General features: G+C 71.7%; 19 protein-coding genes. 11 read left to right on the plus strand and 8 right to left on the minus strand.

Annotated elements, in window-relative coordinates; genetic code table 11:
* Positions 1–10 precede the first annotated feature (10 nt).
* Positions 11–808 (minus strand): glycerophosphodiester phosphodiesterase, encoded by a 798-nt coding sequence (locus tag VHW64_RS15105; RefSeq protein WP_329651398.1) that lies wholly within the window; start codon positions 806–808, stop codon positions 11–13.
* A 199-nt stretch (positions 809–1,007) separates the two neighbouring features.
* On the opposite strand from VHW64_RS15105, the gene dnaK reads away from it, so the two are divergent.
* From dnaK to clpB, 6 genes are all read left to right on the plus strand, one after another.
* Positions 1,008–2,918 carry a molecular chaperone DnaK gene (gene dnaK, locus VHW64_RS15110; RefSeq protein ID WP_329651399.1) on the plus strand — a complete coding sequence of 637 codons (1,911 nt, stop codon included), beginning with the start codon at positions 1,008–1,010 and terminating at the stop codon, positions 2,916–2,918.
* Positions 2,915–3,607 (plus strand): nucleotide exchange factor GrpE, encoded by a 693-nt coding sequence (gene grpE, locus VHW64_RS15115; RefSeq protein WP_329651400.1) that lies wholly within the window; start codon positions 2,915–2,917, stop codon positions 3,605–3,607. The genes dnaK and grpE overlap by 4 nt, the downstream gene beginning before the upstream one ends.
* A 69-nt stretch (positions 3,608–3,676) precedes the next feature.
* The gene (gene dnaJ, locus VHW64_RS15120; protein WP_329651401.1) at positions 3,677–4,858 is read left to right on the plus strand and encodes a molecular chaperone DnaJ; all 1,182 of its coding nucleotides are present in this window, start codon (positions 3,677–3,679) and stop codon (positions 4,856–4,858) included.
* Positions 4,855–5,289 carry a heat shock protein transcriptional repressor HspR gene (locus VHW64_RS15125; RefSeq protein ID WP_329651402.1) on the plus strand — a complete coding sequence of 145 codons (435 nt, stop codon included), beginning with the start codon at positions 4,855–4,857 and terminating at the stop codon, positions 5,287–5,289. Before dnaJ ends, VHW64_RS15125 begins: the two co-directional genes overlap by 4 nt.
* A gap of 115 nt (positions 5,290–5,404) precedes the next feature.
* Complete coding sequence (locus VHW64_RS15130) at positions 5,405–6,274, plus strand: hypothetical protein (RefSeq protein WP_329651403.1); 870 nt, start codon at positions 5,405–5,407, stop codon at positions 6,272–6,274.
* Positions 6,275–6,446: 172 nt separating this feature from the next.
* Entirely contained in the window at positions 6,447–9,029 is a 2,583-nt protein-coding gene (clpB, locus tag VHW64_RS15135) for an ATP-dependent chaperone ClpB (RefSeq protein ID WP_329651404.1), read from the plus strand.
* 95 nt (positions 9,030–9,124) lie between these two features.
* On the opposite strand, the gene mgrA is transcribed toward clpB, so the two are convergent.
* Positions 9,125–10,150, minus strand: coding sequence for an L-glyceraldehyde 3-phosphate reductase (mgrA, locus tag VHW64_RS15140; protein ID WP_329651405.1), 1,026 nt, complete (start codon positions 10,148–10,150; stop codon positions 9,125–9,127).
* 76 nt (positions 10,151–10,226) lie between these two features.
* On the opposite strand from mgrA, the gene VHW64_RS15145 reads away from it, so the two are divergent.
* Positions 10,227–11,336, plus strand: coding sequence for a hypothetical protein (locus VHW64_RS15145; RefSeq protein WP_329651406.1), 1,110 nt, complete (start codon positions 10,227–10,229; stop codon positions 11,334–11,336).
* Here VHW64_RS15145 and VHW64_RS15150 read toward each other — a convergent pair.
* Together VHW64_RS15150 and VHW64_RS15155 are read right to left on the minus strand one after the other, a co-directional pair.
* Positions 11,326–12,486, minus strand: coding sequence for a pyridoxal phosphate-dependent aminotransferase (locus VHW64_RS15150; protein ID WP_329651407.1), 1,161 nt, complete (start codon positions 12,484–12,486; stop codon positions 11,326–11,328). The two genes, VHW64_RS15145 and VHW64_RS15150, sit on opposite strands and share 11 nt — an antisense overlap.
* A gap of 21 nt (positions 12,487–12,507) precedes the next feature.
* Positions 12,508–13,488 (minus strand): NAD-dependent epimerase/dehydratase family protein, encoded by a 981-nt coding sequence (locus VHW64_RS15155; RefSeq protein WP_329651408.1) that lies wholly within the window; start codon positions 13,486–13,488, stop codon positions 12,508–12,510.
* A gap of 18 nt (positions 13,489–13,506) precedes the next feature.
* On the opposite strand from VHW64_RS15155, the gene pyrE reads away from it, so the two are divergent.
* Positions 13,507–14,058: an orotate phosphoribosyltransferase gene (gene pyrE, locus VHW64_RS15160; RefSeq protein WP_329651409.1), complete on the plus strand. Its 552-nt coding sequence runs from the start codon at positions 13,507–13,509 to the stop codon at positions 14,056–14,058.
* Between the two features lie 16 nt (positions 14,059–14,074).
* Here pyrE and VHW64_RS15165 read toward each other — a convergent pair whose 3' ends face one another.
* On the minus strand, positions 14,075–14,743 hold the full coding sequence (locus VHW64_RS15165) for a DedA family protein (protein WP_329651410.1): 669 nt from the start codon (positions 14,741–14,743) through the stop codon (positions 14,075–14,077).
* A 127-nt stretch (positions 14,744–14,870) separates the two neighbouring features.
* On the opposite strand from VHW64_RS15165, the gene VHW64_RS15170 reads away from it, so the two are divergent.
* Together VHW64_RS15170 and VHW64_RS15175 are read left to right on the plus strand one after the other, a co-directional pair.
* Positions 14,871–15,512: a maleylpyruvate isomerase N-terminal domain-containing protein gene (locus VHW64_RS15170; RefSeq protein WP_329651411.1), complete on the plus strand. Its 642-nt coding sequence runs from the start codon at positions 14,871–14,873 to the stop codon at positions 15,510–15,512.
* A 9-nt stretch (positions 15,513–15,521) separates the two neighbouring features.
* Complete coding sequence (locus tag VHW64_RS15175; protein ID WP_329651412.1) at positions 15,522–16,202, plus strand: TrmH family RNA methyltransferase; 681 nt, start codon at positions 15,522–15,524, stop codon at positions 16,200–16,202.
* Positions 16,203–16,231: 29 nt separating this feature from the next.
* Here the strand turns inward: VHW64_RS15175 and VHW64_RS15180 are convergent, their stop codons facing one another.
* The 3 genes from VHW64_RS15180 to VHW64_RS15190 form a co-directional block, all read right to left on the minus strand.
* Complete coding sequence (locus VHW64_RS15180) at positions 16,232–17,002, minus strand: septum formation family protein (RefSeq protein WP_329651413.1); 771 nt, start codon at positions 17,000–17,002, stop codon at positions 16,232–16,234.
* A gap of 119 nt (positions 17,003–17,121) precedes the next feature.
* The gene (locus tag VHW64_RS15185) at positions 17,122–18,006 is read right to left on the minus strand and encodes a hypothetical protein (protein ID WP_329651414.1); all 885 of its coding nucleotides are present in this window, start codon (positions 18,004–18,006) and stop codon (positions 17,122–17,124) included.
* Positions 18,003–18,455, minus strand: coding sequence for a sigma factor-like helix-turn-helix DNA-binding protein (locus VHW64_RS15190; protein WP_329651415.1), 453 nt, complete (start codon positions 18,453–18,455; stop codon positions 18,003–18,005). Before VHW64_RS15190 ends, VHW64_RS15185 begins: the two co-directional genes overlap by 4 nt.
* A 145-nt stretch (positions 18,456–18,600) precedes the next feature.
* Between VHW64_RS15190 and fbaA the strand changes: the two genes are divergently transcribed.
* A partial coding sequence (gene fbaA, locus VHW64_RS15195) for a class II fructose-bisphosphate aldolase (RefSeq protein WP_329651416.1) occupies positions 18,601–19,461 on the plus strand: 861 nt, incomplete at its 3' end.

The raw sequence follows: 19,461 nt of genomic DNA on the forward strand, positions 1-19,461 counted from the left end.
ACGTCCTGTCTCACCGGCCCGGGCGGTCGCGCACTGCGACCGCCCGGGCCGGGTTGTTCGTGGTGACCATCCAGATCCGCCGGTCGTGCATGAAGCGCCTCTGGAGCCGCGGCGAGTCGACGGTCCAGACCAGCAGCGGGACTCCCTTGCGGGTGGTCCACCGTGCCAGCCGGATCATGGCCAGGGCGAACTGCGCCGCGACCGCGTCCGCGCCCGAGAGGGCGAACCGCTGCCGGGGGAAGAGCTCGCCCCAGCGGCGGCGTACGGCGTCGCGCCAGGTCATGCCGCGCACGCTGCCGCCGATGCTCAGGGCCACCACCAGCCCGGGGGCGTGGGCATCGGCCCAGGTGCGCAGTGACGTGGTCGTCTCGCGGACGCCGGCGGTGAAGACCACCCGGGCGGGGTCGACACGGTCGACGATGGCCTCGGCCAGGTCGACCTCCCAAGCGCCACCCTTCTCCCGGACCCGGGCCGGCGTCCGGAACTTCATGTCGACGTGCGCCCCCATCCGCTGGGCCACCAGCGCGTCGAGGAGGGTGTCGATCGGGACCGTGTCCTGCGCCTTCTCCTGCAGCTGCGGCCAGGTCATCCGGGAGATGACGACCGAGGGGTCCCCGGTCCCGCCGTCGGCATCGTGGGAGACCACGAACGTGCCGTCGGCACACCGGCGCACGTCGAACTCGCAGTAGTCGGCGCCCACGGCCGCGGAGTGGGCGATGCCCGCCACCGGGTCCTCGTGGCCGCCGACCGCGCCCAGCTCGGCGTACCCGCAGCGGTGTGCCGAGACCAGCACCCGGTGTCGCTCCACGGCCCGACGCTAGCGCCGGAGCCGGAAAATAGTGCCCGCGAGCGGGAACAAGCCGACGTCCGGCGGCCGTTGAGGCCTGTGACAGACTTGAGCGCAGTCGACTCAGGAATTTTGTCAGCAGGGTGCCCACCCGCAAGGATGGAGCCACCACAGACCAGTGGCCGGGTCGCCCGGCCGGAGTACTCGGAGGTATCCAGACATGGCCCGTGCCGTCGGCATCGACCTCGGTACGACGAACAGCGTCGTCGCCGTCCTCGAGGGTGGCGAACCCACCGTCATCGCCAACGCGGAGGGTGCTCGCACCACCCCCTCGGTGGTCGCGTTCGCGAAGTCCGGCGAGGTTCTCGTCGGCGAGGTCGCGAAGCGCCAGGCCGTCACCAACGTCGACCGCACCATCCGCTCGGTCAAGCGCCACATGGGCACCGACTGGAAGGTGAAGGTCGACGACAAGGAGTTCACGCCGCAGCAGATCAGCGCGTTCGTGCTCCAGAAGCTCAAGCGGGACGCCGAGTCCTACCTCGGCGAGACCGTGACCGACGCCGTGATCACCGTCCCGGCGTACTTCTCCGACGCGCAGCGCCAGGCGACCAAGGAGGCCGGCGAGATCGCCGGGCTGACCGTCTCGCGGATCGTCAACGAGCCCACCGCGGCCGCGCTGGCCTACGGGCTCGACAAGGGCGACAGCGACCAGACGATCCTGGTCTTCGACCTCGGTGGCGGCACGTTCGACGTGTCCCTGCTGGAGGTCGGCAAGGACGACGACGGCTTCTCCACCATCGAGGTGAAGGCCACCTCCGGCGACAACCACCTCGGTGGCGACGACTGGGACGGCCGGGTCGTCGAGTGGATGGTCAAGAAGTTCAAGGACAACAACGGCGTCGACCTCGCGCAGGACAAGATCGCGATGCAGCGCCTCCAGGAGGCCGCCGAGAAGGCCAAGATCGAGCTCTCGGCCTCGAGCGAGACCACGATCCACCTGCCCTACATCACCCACGGCGAGTCGGGCCCGCTGCACTTCGAGGAGCGGCTGACCCGCTCGGAGTTCCAGAAGCTGACCTCCGACCTCCTCGACCGCACGAAGGCGCCGTTCCAGTCGGTGCTCAAGGACGGCGGCGTCGACGTGGCCAAGATCGACCACGTCGTGCTGGTCGGGGGCTCCACCCGGATGCCGGCGGTGACCGAGGTCGTCAAGGAGCTGCTCGGCGGCAAGGAGCCCAACAAGGGCGTCAACCCCGACGAGGTCGTCGCGGTCGGCGCCGCGCTCCAGGCCGGCGTCCTCAAGGGCGAGGTCAAGGACGTCCTGCTGCTCGACGTGACGCCACTCAGCCTCGGCATCGAGACCAAGGGCGGGGTGTTCACGACCCTGATCGAGCGCAACACGACGATCCCGGCGAAGCGCTCGGAGATCTTCACCACCGCCGACGACAACCAGCCGAGCGTGGAGATCAAGGTCGCCCAGGGCGAGCGCCAGATGTGGGCGCAGAACCAGGGCCTGGGCAACTTCGAGCTGACCGGACTGCCGCCGGCGCCACGCAACGTGCCGAAGATCGAGGTCACCTTCGACATCGACGCCAACGGCATCGTCCACGTGTCCGCCAAGGACCAGGCGTCGGGCCGCGAGCAGTCGATGACCATCTCCGGAGGAAGCGCCCTGGGCAAGGACGAGATCGACCGGATGGTCAAGGAGGCCGAGCAGTACGCCGCCGAGGATGCCGCTCGTCGCGACGCCGTCGAGACGCGCAACCAGGCCGAGTCCCTGGTCTACTCCACCGAGAAGTTCCTGGGCGACAACGCCGAGAAGATCCCGGACGAGGTCAAGACCGAGGTCCAGGCCGACCTCGACGCGCTCAAGGCGACGCTGGCCAACGACGACGCGGACTCGGACGAGATCCGGGCGGGCGTGACCAAGCTGGGTGAGTCGAGCCAGAAGATGGGCGCGGCGATGTACGCCGCCGCCGATGCCGACCAGGCCGCGGCCGGTGGCGCGGACACGTCGACCGGCGGCGGGGACGACGACGTCGTCGACGCCGAGATCGTCGACGAGTCCGAGCCCCAGACCGGCGAGGCCCAGACCGGCGAGGCCCAGTCCGGCGAGGGCGAGACCCCATGACCGATCGGCCGACGGGGGAGCCGCAGGACGCGGCTCCCCCTACGACCACCTCGTCCGAGGAGGAGCCCGTGGCCGCGGCGCCGGACGACCTGGCGCGGATGATCGACGACATCAGCGGCGTCGACCAGTTCATCGAGGAGGGGGCCCCGCTCGAGCCGAGCGATCTCGCCGACCTCGATGACGCCGGTGACGCCGGTGACGTGGTGGATCCCGGGGTCGACGCGGGCCCGACCGACGAGGTCCGGCTGGAGCGCGCGCTCGCCGAGCGCACGGCCGACCTCCAGCGTCTCCAGGCCGAGTACGTCAACTACAAGCGCCGCGTCGACCGTGACCGCGAGCTGGTGCGGGAGAACGCGACGTACGCCGCGCTCGCGCCCATCGTCGACGTGCTCGACACGATCGACCGGGCGCGCGAGTCCGCTCGATCGCTGGGAAGCGAGCTCGACGAGGGCTTCCAGGCCGTGGCCGACCAGCTCGGCCGCGTGGTGGCGGGCGCCGGACTCGTGAAGTACGGCGAGCCGGGCGACCCGTTCGACCCGCGCCTCCACGAGGCACTGAGCCACATCGGGGAGGATCCCGACGTGAAGGTCACGACCTGCAAGATCGTGGCGAAGGCCGGCTACCGGATCGGCGACCGCGTCGTGCGCGCGGCGCAGGTGCTGGTCGTCGACCCCGGACCAGGCGACTGACGAAGCCGTCCACGACCGGCACCACGACGGGCACCACGACGGGCACACTGACGGAGAGGGGGTGAACCCGTGAGCACCACCGACGGAGTCCGGGCCGACTGGGCCACCAAGGACTACTACGCCGAGCTCGGCGTCGACAAGCAGGCCAGCCAGGCCGACATCAAGAAGGCCTACCGCAAGCTCGCGCGGGCCAACCACCCCGACTCCAACCCCGGCGACACCGCCAAGCACGAGAAGTTCAAGGCCGTGGCCGAGGCCTACGACGTCGTCGGTGACGAGGAGAAGCGTCCGAAGTACGACGAGGTGCGGCGTCTCTACGGCGGTCGCGGCATGGGCGGCGGCTTCCCCGGCGGCTCGCCCGGCGGCGGCGCCGGCTTCGACCTCGGCGACCTGCTGCGCGACCGCGCGGGCGGGTTCGGCGACCTCTTCGGCGACCTGTTCGGCAACGGCCGCTCCGGCGGCGGCACCACCCGCGCACGCCCCCGGCCGGCGCGGGGCGCCGACGTCGAGAGCACCGCCACGATCGGCTTCTCCGACGCCCTGGGCGGCGTCACGATCAGCCTCCGGCTGACGTCGGACTCGGCGTGCCCCGACTGTCGCGGCACCGGCGGCAAGCCGGGCACCCAGCCCAGGATCTGCCCCGAGTGCGAGGGGGCGGGGTTCATCGTGGACTCCGCCGGCGGCGGCTTCTCGATCAACCAGACGTGCCCGCGCTGCGGTGGGCGCCAGCTGATCTACGACGAGGCGTGCCCGACCTGTCACGGCTCCGGGCGTGGCACCTCGGCGCGCACGATCCAGGCCCGCATCCCGGCGGGCGTGAAGGACGGCCAGCGCATCCGCCTGCGCGGCAAGGGCGGGGCCGGCGAGAACGGCGGCCCCGGCGGTGACCTGTTCGTCACCGTGAAGGTGACCCCCGACCGGTTGTTCGGGCGCAAGGGCGACAACCTCACCCTCGACGTCCCGGTGTCGTTCGACGAGGTCGTGCTGGGAGCCGACGTCACGATCCCGACCCTCGGCGGCGCCCCGGTCACCCTCAAGATCCCCGCCGGCACCCCCAACGGGCGCACCTTCCGGGTGCGCGGCCGCGGGGCGCCGAAGAAGGACGGGACCAAGGGCGACCTGCTCGCGACCGTCCAGATCCAGGTGCCGGCCAGGCTCAACGACGCCGCCCGGGAGGCGGTCGCGGCCTACCGCGCCGCGGGCGTGGACGCGACCCTGCGCGCCAACCTCTTCGACCAGGCCGAGTCGTGACCTCCCGCGAGCCGCGGCTGCCGGGCCCGGACGCGGCGGTCTACGTCATCAGCGTCGCCGCCGAGCTGTCCGGTCTCCACCCGCAGACCCTGCGCTCCTATGAGCGGATGGGGCTGATCATGCCGGGTCGCACCGGCGGTGGTGGCCGCCGCTACAGCTACCGCGACATCGAGCTGCTCCGCGAGATCGCCAACCTGACCGCAGGCGGCGTCGGCATCGAGGGGGTACGCCGCATCCTCGAGCTCGAGCACCAGGTCGCCGCCCTCCGGGCGCGCAACGACGAGCTCCAGGCCGAGCTCGCCGCCGCCCGCGACGCGCTCCACGCCGCCGCCTCGGCGACCACGCGCCGTACCGACCGCAGCAGGCTGCCGGTGCTCCGCCAGCCGCAGACGCCGTCCTCCGTCGTCGTCTGGCGCCGCTCCCGCGACTGACCGCCGCGGGGTGATGCGTTCTGTCAGGTGAGTGACAGAACATTCCTGCGGACCGCGCGAGCATCTCCGTGTCGCCCACCCTGGCGAACCCCCACGCGATCCCCCAGGAGCCACGATGTTCACCACCATCCGACGCATCGGCCCGGCCGCCGCCCTTGTCGCGGTCGGCGCCGCGGTCTTCACCTTCGCCGGCCACGCCGGTGCCGACGCCGCCGATGGCACCTCGATCTACCAGGGCTCGGGAGCCGACCAGCCGGCGTACGTCTTCCTCGACGCCCGCGACTCCGCCGCTGCCGGTGTGGACCCGGAGTGGAGCGACGGCCAGTACGACGCGGGCAGCGTGTGCGACGCCAACCCCCAGCTGAAGACCCTCACCCACGGCAACGGCGACGACGCGCAGGTGTGGTACTGCGGTGAGCTCCTCAACGCCTGCCCCACGCCGGCGGCAGGTCGGCTGCTCGGGATCGCGGTCGCCCCGGGCACGGACCCCGCCCAGGTCCTGCGCGCCAGCACCTGCTGGACCTACCCCGCGGGACAGAGCATCGAGCGAACGGCCCCCGAGGTCTACCTGCCCGCCGTCACCGCGCAGGACCCGGTCTTCGAGGTCGCCAAGGACTCCTCGGCCGCCGACCCGGAGTGGGACCTCGAGATCTCCGCGCCGGGCGGCCCCACGAGCGGGACCCAGATCCGGGCCAGTCACCAGACGGTCGACGGCTCGCTCGCCCTGCACTCCCTGGGCGTGACGGCCGGCGACGGCGCCGCCGAGACCGCCAGCACGTCGTTCGCCTACCAGGACTGGGACGGCGCCAAGGCGTGGGCCGAGGTCGGACCCGGCAACGAGTGGATCGTGGTCTCGCTGGCCGACGGCCTGAGGATGGACCCGCAGATCTGTCTCGACTCCGGCATCTGCCAGCAGGCCAGGACCCTGCACTACGTCGGCTCCGACGGCAGCCGCGACAGCGCGACGATCCTGTCCCACATGTGAAGCCGGCCCGCTGGTCGTCGGCCATGCCGGCTTCACCACGTCTCCCTCGAGGCGCACGGCACGATGGGGGCAGAGCAAGTTCTCAGAGTTGAGGGGAATCGACTCAACTCCTCGCTCGTTGTGCCGGGTGAGGGCCACAGTGGCTCTCACCAGCACGCGTCCAAGGAGCCAGATGAGCCAGTTCGGGGCCGAGAAGTTCACGACCCGCAGTCGTGAGGCGATCGAGACCGCCCAGCTCGCCGCGACCACGGCGGGCAACACCCAGACCGAGCCGATCCACCTGCTCGCGGCACTGCTGCGCGACGCCGACGGTACGGCGCGCCAGCTGGTGGGCAGGACCGGTGCCGACGCCGCGTCGCTGGCCGCCCAGGTCGAGGGCGCGCTCCAGGGCCTGCCCAAGGCCAGTGGCGCCACCGTCCAGCAGCCGGCCGCGTCGCCGGCGCTGACCCGGGTGCTCGCCGGCGCGCTCGACCTCGCGGCCTCGATGAAGGACGACTACGTCGCCACCGAGCACCTCCTGGTCAGCCTCGCCACGGTGGAGTCACTCGCCCAGAAGCTCCTCTTCGACGTCGGCCTGACCGCCGACGGGCTCCGAGAGGGCCTGACCGCGCTGCGTGGCAACCGCCGCGTGACCAGCCCCGAGGCGGAGTCGACGTACGAGAGCCTGGAGAAGTTCTCCGTCGACCTGACCCGGGCGGCCCAGGACGGCAAGCTCGACCCCGTCATCGGCCGCGACTCCGAGATTCGTCGCGTCATCCAGGTCCTGTCACGTCGTACCAAGAACAACCCGGTGCTCATCGGCGAGCCCGGGGTCGGCAAGACGGCGGTCGTCGAGGGCCTTGCCCAGCGGATCGTGGCCGGCGACGTGCCCGACTCGCTGAAGGGCCGCCGCCTGCTCTCGCTGGACCTCGCGGCGATGGTCGCGGGGGCGAAGTACCGCGGTGAGTTCGAGGAGCGGCTCAAGGCCGTGCTGGAGGAGATCAAGGACTCCGGCGGCCAGGTGGTCACCTTCATCGACGAGCTGCACACCGTGGTCGGCGCGGGCGCGGGCGGGGACTCCGCCATGGACGCCGGCAACATGCTCAAGCCGATGCTGGCCCGCGGCGAGCTGCGGATGATCGGGGCGACGACACTCGACGAGTACCGCGAGCGGATCGAGAAGGACCCCGCGCTGGAGCGCCGCTTCCAGCAGGTGTTCGTCGGTGAGCCCTCGGTCGAGGACACCATCCAGATCCTGCGCGGCATCCAGGAGAAGTACGAGGCCCACCACGGCGTCCGGATCACCGACGCCGCGCTCGTCGCGGCCGCAACCCTCAGCGACCGCTACATCACCGGGCGGCAGCTGCCCGACAAGGCGATCGACCTGATCGACGAGTCGGCGTCCCGGCTGCGGATGGAGATCGAGTCCTCACCCGAGGAGATCGACCAGCTCCGGCGCACCGTCGACCGGCTGAAGATGGAGGAGTTCGCCCTCGAGAAGGAGACCGACCCGGCCTCGAAGGACCGGCTCGAGCGGCTGCGCGCCGACCTCGCCGACGCCGACGAGGAGCTGCGCGGGCTCGAGGCGCGGTGGGAGCGGGAGAAGGCGTCGCTGGAGGGCGAGGGCGAGCTGCGGCGCGCGCTCGACCAGCTGCGGATCGAGGCCGACAAGATGCTGCGCGAGGGCAACCTCGAAGGCGCGTCGAAGATCCGCTACGAGTCGATCCCCGAGCTGGAGAAGAAGCTCGAGACCATCGAGAAGGTCGAGGCCGCCGACGTCGAGCCGATGGTGGGCGAGGAGGTCGGGGCCGAGCAGATCGCGGAGGTCGTCGAGGCGTGGACCGGCATCCCGACCGGCAGGCTGCTCCAGGGCGAGACCGCGAAGCTGCTGGAGATGGAGGACGTGATCGGACGTCGCCTGATCGGCCAGCGCGACGCCGTCCGGGCGGTCAGCGACGCCGTACGTCGCTCGCGGGCGGGGATCTCCGACCCCAACCGGCCCACCGGCTCCTTCCTGTTCCTGGGTCCGACCGGCACCGGCAAGACCGAGCTGGCCAAGTCGCTGGCCGACTTCCTCTTCGACGACGAGCGGGCGATCGTCCGCATCGACATGAGCGAGTACTCCGAGAAGCACTCCGTCGCGCGGCTCGTCGGCGCGCCTCCGGGCTACGTCGGCTACGACGAGGGCGGGCAGCTGACCGAGGCCGTCCGGCGACGGCCGTACTCCGTGGTGCTCCTCGACGAGGTCGAGAAGGCCCACCCCGAGGTCTTCGACATCTTGCTCCAGGTGCTCGACGACGGCCGGCTGACCGACGGCCAGGGTCGGACCGTCGACTTCCGCAACACGCTGCTCATCTTGACCTCCAACCTCGGCTCGCAGTTCCTGGTCGACCCGACCCTGGCCCCCGACGCCAAGCGGCAGTCGGTGATGTCGATGGTGCGCGCGTCGTTCAAGCCGGAGTTCCTCAACCGCCTCGACGAGATCGTGGTGTTCGACGCCCTGACCCGAGACGAGCTGGCCCGCATCGTCGACCTCCAGCTCTCGCTGCTGGAGCGGCGGCTGGCCGCGCGCCGGATCACGATCGACGTCAGCGACGCCGCCCGCGCGTGGCTGGCCGAGACCGGCTACGACCCGGCGTACGGCGCGCGCCCGCTGCGCCGGCTCATCCAGAGCGCGATCGGCGACCGCCTCGCCCGCCTGCTCATCGGCGGTGAGGTCACCGACGGCGGGAGGGTGCGGGTCGACGCCGTGGACGGCGAGCTCAGCCTGCAGTGATCCGCAGGCCTGGGCCGTGCCCGCCGCCGCGCACACACCCGCCGGACTCCGTGGCGTCGGCCACCGGGTCGGAAGGCGCAGCTCGACGAGACGGGCTAGCCGTCGGTGGAGTCGGCCCAGAGGTTGACGCCCGACTCGACGGCGTAGCGGTCGATCTCGGCCAGCTCGTCGTCGGCGAGGGTGGGGAAGTCCAGGGCGTCGAGGTTGGTGTCGAGCTGCGCCACGCTGGAGGCCCCGATCACGGCCGAGGTGACGCGGGGATCGCGCAGCGCCCACTGGAGGGCGAGCTGGGCCAGCTTCTGCCCACGCCCGCGCGCGATCTCGTCCAGCGCGCGCACCCGCTCCAGCACGCTCTCGTCGAGCCCGGTGAGCGTCGTGTCCTCACGCGCGGCCCGCGAGTCGTCGGGGACGCCGTGCAGGTAGCGGTCGGTGAGCAGCCCTTGGGCCAGCGCCGTGAAGACGATGCACCCCATGCCCTGCTCCTCGAGCTCGTCGAGAAGGCCGCCCTCGATCCACCGGTTGAGCATGGAGTACGACGGCTGGTGGATCAGCAGCGGAGTGCCGAGCTGGCGGGCGATGGTGGCCGCCTCGTTCGTCTTCGCCGCGGAGTACGACGAGATCCCGGCGTAGACCGCCCGGCCCGACCGCACCGCGGTGTCGAGAGCGCCCATCGTCTCCTCCAGCGGGCTCTCGGGGTCGAAGACGTGGCTGTAGAAGATGTCGACGTACTCCAGCCCCATCCGCGCCAGCGACTGGTCCAGCGAGGCGAGCAGGTACTTCCTCGAGCCGCCGCCCTGACCGTAGGGGCCCGGCCACATGTCGTAGCCCGCCTTGGTGGAGATCACCAGCTCGTCGCGGTACGGCGCGAGGTCCTCGCGCATCCAGCGGCCGAAGTTCTCCTCGGCTCGCCCGTAGGGCGGCCCGTAGTTGTTGGCCAGGTCGAGGTGCGTCACGCCGCGGTCGAAGGCCCTGCGCAGGATGGCGCGTTGCGTCTCCTCGGGCCGGTCGTCGCCGAAGTTCTGCCACAGACCGAGCGAGAGCGGCGGCAGCTTCAGCCCGCTGTGACCGGTGCGGCGGTAGACGGTGTCGTCATAGCGGGTCGGCGCTGCCTCGTAGCTCATGACCCCATCCTGCACCGGCGTCCGCACGGCGCCGACGATGGGCACGGCCCTTCGCCCGCATGATGCAATGGGTGCCGTGAGCGAGCAGAAGGCACCGCCGCGGCCTCCGCAGGTGACGGTGGCATGTGCGGTGGTCCTGCTCGGCTCGGTCTTCGCCGTCCTGCTGATGTGGGACCGGATCGCCGACCTGCACGCGATGGCGACCCGTCAGGCCCTCCAGTCGTTCCTGGGCCGGTCGAAGCTGCGCGACGACGGTGTCGGCCTCGCCGGTCTGACCACGACGGTGAAGGTCCTCTCGATGGTCTGCGCCGCGTGTGCGGTGGCGATGGGCGTGCAGGCGTGGCACGCCAGCCGGCGCAGCCGCAGTGCCCGGGTCGCGCTCAGCGTCCTGGCGGTCCCGTTGTTCGTGACCGGCCTGGTCAGCGACGGCATCGTCGGGTCGGCGGCGGCGACCTTCTGGTGCACGGCGGTCGCCGCGGCGGTGATGACCATGTGGCTGGGACCCAACCGGGTGTGGTTCGGCGACTCGCCTCCCGCCCCGCGGCCCGCCGGTCCGCCGCCACCGCATCTGCGCACCTGGAGCGAGCCCGACCAGCGCGTGCCGCCGTCGTCGTCCGTCCCGTTCGGGACGCCCCCGCAGACCGGTCCCACGCAGACGACCGCGGCGCCACCGACGTCGTCCGGGCTGCCCTACGGCCCGCCGCCCGGCTGGTCGCCGCCGTCGACCTCGGCGTACGACGTACGCCGGCCGACGGGTGCGCGACCGCGCGCGCTGCTCTGGGCCTGCGCACTGACGTGGGTCTGCACCGGCATCGCCGCGACCGGGCTCGTGCTGTCGCTGGTGGTGCTGAGCCACAACTCCCAGTCGATGCTGGACGACCTCTACCGGAAGAACCCGCAGTTCGCCGAGCAGGGCCTGAGCAGACACGCCGTTCTGGCGATGCTGATCTCCCTGTCGGCGGTCGTGCTCGTGGCGGCCCTGGCCGCGGCCGCCTTCGCGGTGCTGGTGTTCCTGCGTCGGCGATGGGCGTGGTACGCCCTGGTCGTCTGCGCGTCGGGCGCGACCATGCTGTTCGTGATCGGGTCCTTCGGGTCGCCGGTCGCCATCGTCATGCTCGGCGCCTGCGTCGCGACCATCGCCTGCCTCGTACGCCCCGAGGTGCGGGCCTGGCTGCTCAGGCGCTGAGCCGCGCGGTGGCCAGCCGCGAGAGTGCCTCCTCGATCACGCCCGCCTCCTTGCAGAACGCCCAGCGCACCAGCTGGTCGCCGGCGTCGCCGTCGTGGAACGGCTGGGTGGGGATCGCGACGACCCCGGCCCGCTCGGGCAGGGCCAGGCAGAACTCCATGCCGTCCTTCCAGCCCAACGAGGAGATGTCGGTGAGGGCGAAGTAGGTGCCCTCGGGGCGGCGTACGTCCAGACCCAGGGCAGCGAGCCCGTCGCACAGCAGGTCGCGCCGCGCCTGGAGGTCGCGCGCCATCGCGCGTGGCCAGTCCGGCTCGTCGTCGAGGGCGAGGGCGATGGCCGGTTGCAGCGGAGCACCGGAGGTGAAGGTCAGCCACTGCTTGGCGGCCAGCACCGCGGCAACCAGCTCGGCCGGTCCGGTGGCCCAGCCGACCTTCCAGCCGGTGACGCTGTAGGACTTGCCGGCGCTGGAGAGGGTGAGGGTGCGCTCGGCCATGCCGGGCAGCGTCGCGATCGGCACGTGCGGGGCGGCGTCGGTGAAGGTGAGGTGCTCGTAGACCTCGTCGGTGATCACCACGAGGTCGTGCTCGATCGCCACCTCGGCCACGGCCTCCAGCTCGGCGCGCGTCAGGACCGTGCCGGTCGGGTTGTGCGGTGAGTTCAGCAGCACGAACCGGGTGCGCGGCCCGACGGCGGCTCCCAGCGCGTCGACGTCCAGGCGGAAGTCCGGTGCGCGCAGAGTGACCGGACGGCGTACGCCGCCTGCCATCTGGATCATCGCGACGTAGGAGTCGTAGTAGGGCTCGAGGACGACGACCTCGTCGCCGGGGTCCATCAGGCCCAGGAGCGCCGCCGCGATGCCCTCGGTGCAGCCCGTCGTCACCACGACCTGGCGGTCGGGATCGAGCTCGATGCCGTAGTGGCGATGCTGGTGCCGTGCGACCGCCTGCCGCAGGGCGGGGATCCCGGGCCCCGGGGCGTACTGGTTGGCGCCGTCGCGCAACGCCGACGCGGCGGCGGCTATGACCGACGCCGGACCGTCGGCGTCGGGGAAGCCCTGTCCCAGGTTGACCGCGCCGGTGCGCAGGGCGAGCGCCGACATGGTGGTGAAGATGGTCGGCGGGATGCCGTCGAGGCGGTGCGCGAGGCTCATGCGGGCTGGCTCACGTCCGGCTCAGGACTGGGCGGCCCAGGCGGTGAGCAGCTCGCGCTCCCGCTCGGGCTCCATGCCCCACTGGGCGTTGGTCGAGTCGTCGGGGTTGGCCTGCGCCCAGGCCAGGGTGTCGCGCACCGTCTCGGCGAACGGCCGGCAGGTGAGCCCCGCCGCCCGGGCCCGGGCTGTGCCCATGGCCAGCGAGAACTCCGGGGCACCCTCGGTCCAGAGCGGGAGCTGGAGCCCGGTCACCCCCTGCTCCACCAGCCAGTCGCCGTCGACCTGGACCAGCCGCGCGTCGCTGTCGACCGCGCCGACGGTCTCCTCGAGCAGCGCGCCGAACGTCGTGGCCGGGGCGGCGGCGGTGTAGGTGCCGGCGACGCGGCCCTCGGCGAGCCGCACCGTCCAGGCGCCCAGGTCGCGCGCGTCGACGTACTGCATCGGCGCCTCGGACGGCCCGGGCGCGATCATCGGACCGCCTCGCGCTGCCCGCAGCGGCCACCACGGGTATCGAGCCGTCTTGTCGCGCGGACCGACCACGTAGGTCGGCCGGATGACGGTCAGCCCGCTCGCGGTGTAGAGCTCGTCGGCCACGCGTTCGCAGGTGACCTTGAGCGGCCCGTAGGTCTCGTTGGTGACCTCCGTGGCGTCCTCGGAGGCGGGTGGCAGCAGCGCGGAGTCCTCGTCGGCGCCGGGCGCGTCGGGCTCGGCGTACACCGAGACGGTCGAGACGAAGAGGTGGTGTCCGCCGCGGTCGCCGAGCGCGTCGTGCAGCGAGCGCACCTGGGCCGGGACGTAGGCGCAGACGTCGATGGTGGCGTCGAAGGACTGGGCGTCGAGGACCGAGAGGTCGCCGTCGCGGTCGGCCAGCAGGTGGGTCGCCGCAGGCAGCTCCTCGGTGGGGTTGCGGTGCAGCACGGTCACGTCGTGCCCCGCGTGGAGCGCGGCGTCCGCCATCGCGTGTCCGACGAAGTGGGTGCCACCGATGAGCAGGATGCGCATGCTGCGAGAGTAGGCCACGTGCCCCACCACGACGCCGCTCCAGCCGCGCAGGCCGATCTCGCCCGCGACATCGACGCCCGCTGCCGGCTCACCGGCCGGTTCACCCTGCGGTCGGGCCAGGTCGCGAGCGAGTACTTCGACAAGTACCTCTTCGAGACCGACCCGGTGCTGCTCGCACGGATCGCTGCCGCGATGGTGCCGCTCCTGCCGGCCGACACCGAGCTGCTCGGCGGTCTCGAGATGGGCGGCATCCCGATCGTCACCGTGCTCAGCGCCCAGACGTCGATCCCGGCGTTGTTCGTGCGCAAGGAGGCGAAGGCCTATGGCACCTGCAAGCTCGCCGAGGGGGCCGACGTCGCGGGCCGGCAGGTGACCCTGGTCGAGGACGTGGTCACCACCGGCGGGGCGGTGCGCAACGCCGTCCTGGCGCTGCGCGACGCGGGAGCCGCCGTCGAGACCGTGGTGTGCGCCATCGACCGCTCACCGGGTGAGGACAACCCGCTCGCCGACGTCGGGCTCGAGATCCGGTCCGTGCTCACCAAGGCCGCCCTCGACGCCGTCCACCGTTGACGCGCTCGGCAACGGGTCAGCTGGTGACCTCTTGGCGGCGGCGCTGACGCCACCACTCCAGGACGATCGGGATGACCGTGACCAGCAGCAGACCGAGGATGACCCAGTCGATCTTGTCGCTCAGCCAGGGGAACGTGCGGCCCAGGAAGAATCCGAGGCAGGTGATCACGACGACCCAGCCGACCGCACCCACCGCACTCCATAGCCAGAACCGGACCCGGTTCATCTCGCTCACGCCGGCCACCAGCGTGACGTAGGTGCGCACGAAGGGCACGAAGCGGCCGATCACCAGGGCCTGACCGCCGTGCTTCTCGAAGAACTCGACGGTGCTGTCGATGTGCTTGCGCCTCACCACGCGGTTGTCGAACCTGCGCACCGCGGGCCCGATCCGCCGGCCGATCTCGTAGCCGGCGACGTTGCCGAGGAAGGCCGCCAACGCGAACAGCAGGCAGGCGACGGTGAGACCGACGGCGTTCGGCCCGGCGGCGAAGTTCAGCTCGTTGGTGGCGATGAACAGGCCGACGGAGAACAGCAGCGTGTCGCCGGGCAGGAACGGGAAGAACAGCCCGCACTCGACGAAGACGATCACCAGGCTGACCCACACGAACTCGGTGTGGAAGTGGTGCAGGAGCCAGTGCGGGTCCATCCAGGGGATGCCCAACAACAGAGCATGCACGCCAGCCACCTGGTGAGCCTATCCGGAGCAACTGTCCACAACCTGATCGGCGTCGGGCGAGCCCGTCACGGGGCTGACCCGGGGCTGACCCGGGGCTGGGGGCGCAGTGCCCTGGGTTTGCCCTAGGTTCGGGCGCATGGACGTCATCGCCCGCGACCCCTTCCTGGCGGCGTCTCGCATCGCCACCGATCTCGCCCTCGGCACCGAGGTGGCCGCTCGGTGGGGCGAGGAGAGCGCGTGCGCGGGGATGACCGTCGGCGGGCTGGCCCACCACCTCGTCTCGCAGGTGGGCAACACGGTGCGGCTCGTGGCCGCCGCGCCCGCGGATCAGGCACCGATCCCCCTCCTCGAGCACTACCAGGGCGCCTCCTGGACCTCCGCCGCCCACGGCGACGACGTGAACGTGGCGATCCGCGAGGGCAGCGACCGCGATGCCGCGGGCGGTCCGGCCGCGCTCGGCCCGGTGGTCGACGACCTGCTCGCCCGCCTCCCGGAGGTGCTGGGGTCGCACGACCTGCTGGAGCCGGTGCTCATCCCTTGGCAGGGCTGGGCGCTGACCGTCCACGACTGGCTGGTGACGCGCGAGATGGAGATCGTCGTCCACTCCGACGACCTCGCCGCGAGCGTGGACCTGCCGACGCCGGAGTTTCCCGACGCCGTCCTCACCCCCGTCCTCGACCTGCTGACCCGCCTCGCCGTGCGCCGGCACGGGCAGGCGGCCCTGGTGCGCGCGCTGAGCCGGCCCCAACGCGCGCCGGCCTCGGTCTCGGCCTTCTGAGGAGCCCCGATGGACGACGACGAGCGGGCGCCGTACGACCCGATGCCACACGGCCCGGCCGAGGTCGGGGTCGGACCCTGGCCGGGCGAGTGGCCCCCGGGCGAGCAGTACGACGCGCGACTGCTCGCCGAGGGCGACCGGCGCAACGTCGTGGACCGCTATCGGTACTGGCGGCTCGAGGCGATCGTCGCCGACCTCGACACCCGGCGACACGACTTCCACGTCGCCATCGAGAACTGGCAGCACGACTTCAACATCGGCACGATCGTGCGCACCGCGAACGCGTTCCTCGCCGCGGAGGTGCACATCGTGGGCAACCGTCGGTGGAACCGCCGCGGCGCGATGGTCACCGACCGCTACCAGCACCTCCGCCACCACGCCACGCCGGCTGACCTCGCGGCCTACCTCCGGGCACACGCCGCAGGGCCGGTGCCCCTGCTCGGCATCGACAACCTGCCCGGATCGGCTCATCTCGAGTCGATGAGCGTGCCGCGACGCGTCTGCTTCCTCTTCGGCCAGGAGGGCCCCGGCCTGTCGGAGTCGGCCCGGGGGGTCTGCGACGGCACCTTCTCGATCGCGCAGTTCGGCTCGACCCGCTCGATCAACGCCTCCGCTGCCGCGGCTGTGGCGATGCACTCCTGGGTGCGCGAGCACGCCGATCTCGCCGCCGAAGCAACCTGGCGCGGCTAACCCACCTCGGCGCTGGGGGGTGGGGACGGCTACTGGTGCGTCTTGCTGTAGCAGACCACCACGTGGTCACCGGCTCCTGCCCAGGTGATCGGGTCGGGGTAGGTGAAGCGGAAGTACCTCTTGTGGGGGTCGACGAGCGGCACGCATCGGCGGGCGGCGGTCTTGTCGAGCGACGTGGCCGAGGGCCTCGTAGCAGCCTTCACGGCGAACGTGCCGGTGGCCCGCCACGCGTGCGCGGTGCCGCACGTCGTGCGCAGGATCCCACCAGTCAGACAGCGGGCGATCGCATCACCGAGCGTGGCACCACGGACGAACGGCGCGTGACGGCGTGGGAGAGCAGCCAGCTTGGCCCCCTGCCGAAGCACGATCGAGCAGCTCAGCCACCGAGCGCCCGCGGTGACCTGGTCGGTCGTCGGCTGGAAGAACACGTAGTCGTACGCCGTGCGGTCCGCCCGCGCCCACGAGGCGGGGCCGAGCGCCTCGAGGACGTTCGGGGCGCACCTGCCGGCGACGACACGCCGTAGGTCCTTCTTGGTCGCGGTGTCCCAGTCCAGCGCGGCCGGCAGCCTCACCACGGCGGCGACGTAGGCGGTGTGTGGCTGCCCGCACGGCACCACCGTGGACTCGTCGTTGGGAGCTGCGGCCTGCGCCGAGGTCAGGGTGGTGCAGGCGCCGAGCTCGGGCGCTCCCGCCATCGCACCGGCGGCTCGTCCCGAGGCCGCCAGCGCCGTGGTGCTGCCGAGCAGCGCCGTCACGGCCGCGGTCGCGACCACGCTCCGAGCAAGTGCCGAGGTCGTCATGTCGTCCTCCTAGGTCGTGGCCGCATGCTAGGCGACCCCCGCCCGATCGGCTGCGCCCCGGCGCGGCGCTGGCGTCGTTCCGCGTCTTCCTCGGTCCGGGTCTGGCAGCGTGGGTGTGCTCAGCCCGAGAACTCGTCCTGGACCTTCTTCACCTTCGCCAGCCACGTCGCGAGGGTGTCGGCGCGGACGCCCACCGGCTCGGAGTACAGGCCGGACAGGCCGCGGCAGTCGAAGCCCACGACGAACCAGTCCTGGTCGGGCCGGTGGATCCGGACCGCCTGTGCGTGACAGGGCGGGACGGACTGCGCGTTGGCCAGCGGCTGCCGGATGCGTTCGAGGACGGTGCCGCCCGCCTTGGCGACGAGCACGTGACCGGCGAACGCCGCAGGGGAGTCGGCGTCCAAGACCGGCGGGGTGTAGGGACCCGGCGCGGTGGCCGCGAGCGCCAGGTGCCCGGACAGCTGCGGGAACTCCAGCTGCGCCCAGCCCATGAACAGCTGGTAGTTGTCGTTGTCCTGCTTCTCGGCGACCAGCCGTTCGGGCTCGTCGCCGACCACGGCGACCCACTCGGTGCGCCCACCGACCTTGACGATGGCGGCGCCCTCCGGGTGCGCCTCGGAGACGTCGATCTCGCCGAACGTCCCCAGCACCGTCACGTCGCGGTCGCGCTTGTACATCCGACCGTAGAGATAGAGCACCGGCGGCGTGCCCGAGGTGACGTACTTCGCCGGTGCCACCAGGAGGTGCACGGGTGTCGGAGCCGGCGTGAAGGACGGGCTCGGCACCGGCGTCGGTGGGTCGACCCCTCCGCCGGCTCCGTCGGTGGTCCGAAGCAGGACCGGCACGATCGCCAGGGCAGCAAGCCCCACCAGGGCGGTCGTCGTGGCGATGCGTCGCCGCAGGCGGGCGGCGCGGCGACCCGCGGCAAGACGCTGCGCCACCGGGGTGTGCGGTGGCTCCTCGGCGAAGCCGGACTCGAGGGGCTCGAGCAGGTCGTGGGTCATCGCGGCTCCCGGGCCAGCGACTCGGCCAGCGCCGCCAACCCGTGTTCGGCCTGGGCCTGTGCCGCGCTGCGGGAGATCGCCAGCTCCTCGGCGGTCTCCTCGACCGAGAGCCCGAGCCAGTGCCGGAGCAGCACGGCCCGGCGCTGCTTGACCGGCAGCGCAAGGAGGGCCTGCGCCAACGGGCCGGCCTCCGACGGTGCATCGGTGTCGGCCACCGACCGGTCGACGTCAGCGCGGACGATCTGACGCCGCACGAAGGGCTCCTCGATGCCCTCCCGCTCCAGCCGCGGCCACGCGACGTACAGCCTGGTCAGGGCGGCCCCCAGGATCTCGTCCGCCCGGTCCCAGTCACCACACAGCGCGAAGGCAAGACGGCGCAGCCGATCCTGGCGGGCGACGACGAACTCGACGTACGCCGCGTCTCGCGCCTCACGCGATGTCGACCGCATGGCGCCCCCGTCCTCTCTTCAGGAGATTGTGGCCCACTCACGGGTTGTACGGTGCAGACGGCCGATCGGTTGTCCCCTGAGCGCCCGACCTGGGGCACGGCCTAGGCTGGTGTTGCTGGAAGCCCGCGCCACGAGGAGACCTCCGATGCCCGTCGCCACCCCCGAGATCTACGCGCAGATGCTCGACACCGCCAAGGACAAGTCCTTCGCGTTCCCGGCGATCAACGTGTCGTCGTCGCAGACGCTGAACGCCGCCCTCCAGGGCTTCGCCGAGTCGGAGTCCGACGGCATCATCCAGATCTCGACCGGCGGAGCGGAGTACCTCTCTGGCCCGGCGGTGAAGAGCATGGTGACCGGCTCGGTGGCGTTCGCGGCGTACGCCGCCGAGGTGGCGAAGAGCTACCCGATCCACGTCGCCCTGCACACCGACCACTGCCCCAAGGACAAGCTCGACGGGTTCGTCCGCCCCTTGCTGGACATCAGCGCCGAGCGCGTGGCGCGCGGCGAGGCGCCGCTGTTCCAGTCACACATGTGGGACGGCTCGGCGGTTCCCCTGGAGGAGAACCTCCAGATCGCCCAGGAGCTCCTCGCGAAGTGCGCGGCCGCCCACATCATCCTCGAGGTCGAGATCGGTGTCGTGGGCGGCGAGGAGGACGGCGTCGAGGGCGCGATGGACGAGAAGCTCTACACCACGCCGGAGGACGCGCTGGAGACGGTCGAGGCGCTCGGACTGGGCGACAAGGGTCGCTATCTCACGGCCCTGACCTTCGGCAACGTGCACGGTGTCTACAAGCCGGGCAACGTCAAGCTCCGCCCCGAGATCCTGAAGAAGGCCCAGGACGCGATCATCGAGAAGTACGGCACCCACGCGGGCTTCGGGCCTGGCTCACTGCCGCTCGACCTGGTCTTCCACGGCGGCTCGGGGTCGACCGAGCAGGAGATCGCGGACGCCGTGAAGTACGGCGTGGTGAAGATGAACGTCGACACCGACACGCAGTACGCCTAC

The organism is Nocardioides sp. (assembly GCF_036267815.1).
Taxonomy (GTDB): Bacteria; Actinomycetota; Actinomycetes; order Propionibacteriales; family Nocardioidaceae; genus Nocardioides.

Coding starts and splice junctions, on each gene's coding strand:
- clpB (WP_329651404.1), top strand. CDS start 6,447: ATGAGCCAGTTCGGGGCCGAGAAGTTCACGACCCGCAGTCGTGAGGCG.
- VHW64_RS15175 (WP_329651412.1), top strand. CDS start 15,522: ATGGACGACGACGAGCGGGCGCCGTACGACCCGATGCCACACGGCCCG.
- VHW64_RS15150 (WP_329651407.1), bottom strand. CDS start 12,486: ATGAGCCTCGCGCACCGCCTCGACGGCATCCCGCCGACCATCTTCACC.
- VHW64_RS15130 (WP_329651403.1), top strand. CDS start 5,405: ATGTTCACCACCATCCGACGCATCGGCCCGGCCGCCGCCCTTGTCGCG.
- VHW64_RS15170 (WP_329651411.1), top strand. CDS start 14,871: ATGGACGTCATCGCCCGCGACCCCTTCCTGGCGGCGTCTCGCATCGCC.
- VHW64_RS15180 (WP_329651413.1), bottom strand. CDS start 17,002: ATGACGACCTCGGCACTTGCTCGGAGCGTGGTCGCGACCGCGGCCGTG.
- grpE (WP_329651400.1), top strand. CDS start 2,915: ATGACCGATCGGCCGACGGGGGAGCCGCAGGACGCGGCTCCCCCTACG.
- VHW64_RS15185 (WP_329651414.1), bottom strand. CDS start 18,006: ATGACCCACGACCTGCTCGAGCCCCTCGAGTCCGGCTTCGCCGAGGAG.
- mgrA (WP_329651405.1), bottom strand. CDS start 10,150: ATGAGCTACGAGGCAGCGCCGACCCGCTATGACGACACCGTCTACCGC.
- VHW64_RS15190 (WP_329651415.1), bottom strand. CDS start 18,455: ATGCGGTCGACATCGCGTGAGGCGCGAGACGCGGCGTACGTCGAGTTC.
- VHW64_RS15155 (WP_329651408.1), bottom strand. CDS start 13,488: ATGCGCATCCTGCTCATCGGTGGCACCCACTTCGTCGGACACGCGATG.
- dnaK (WP_329651399.1), top strand. CDS start 1,008: ATGGCCCGTGCCGTCGGCATCGACCTCGGTACGACGAACAGCGTCGTC.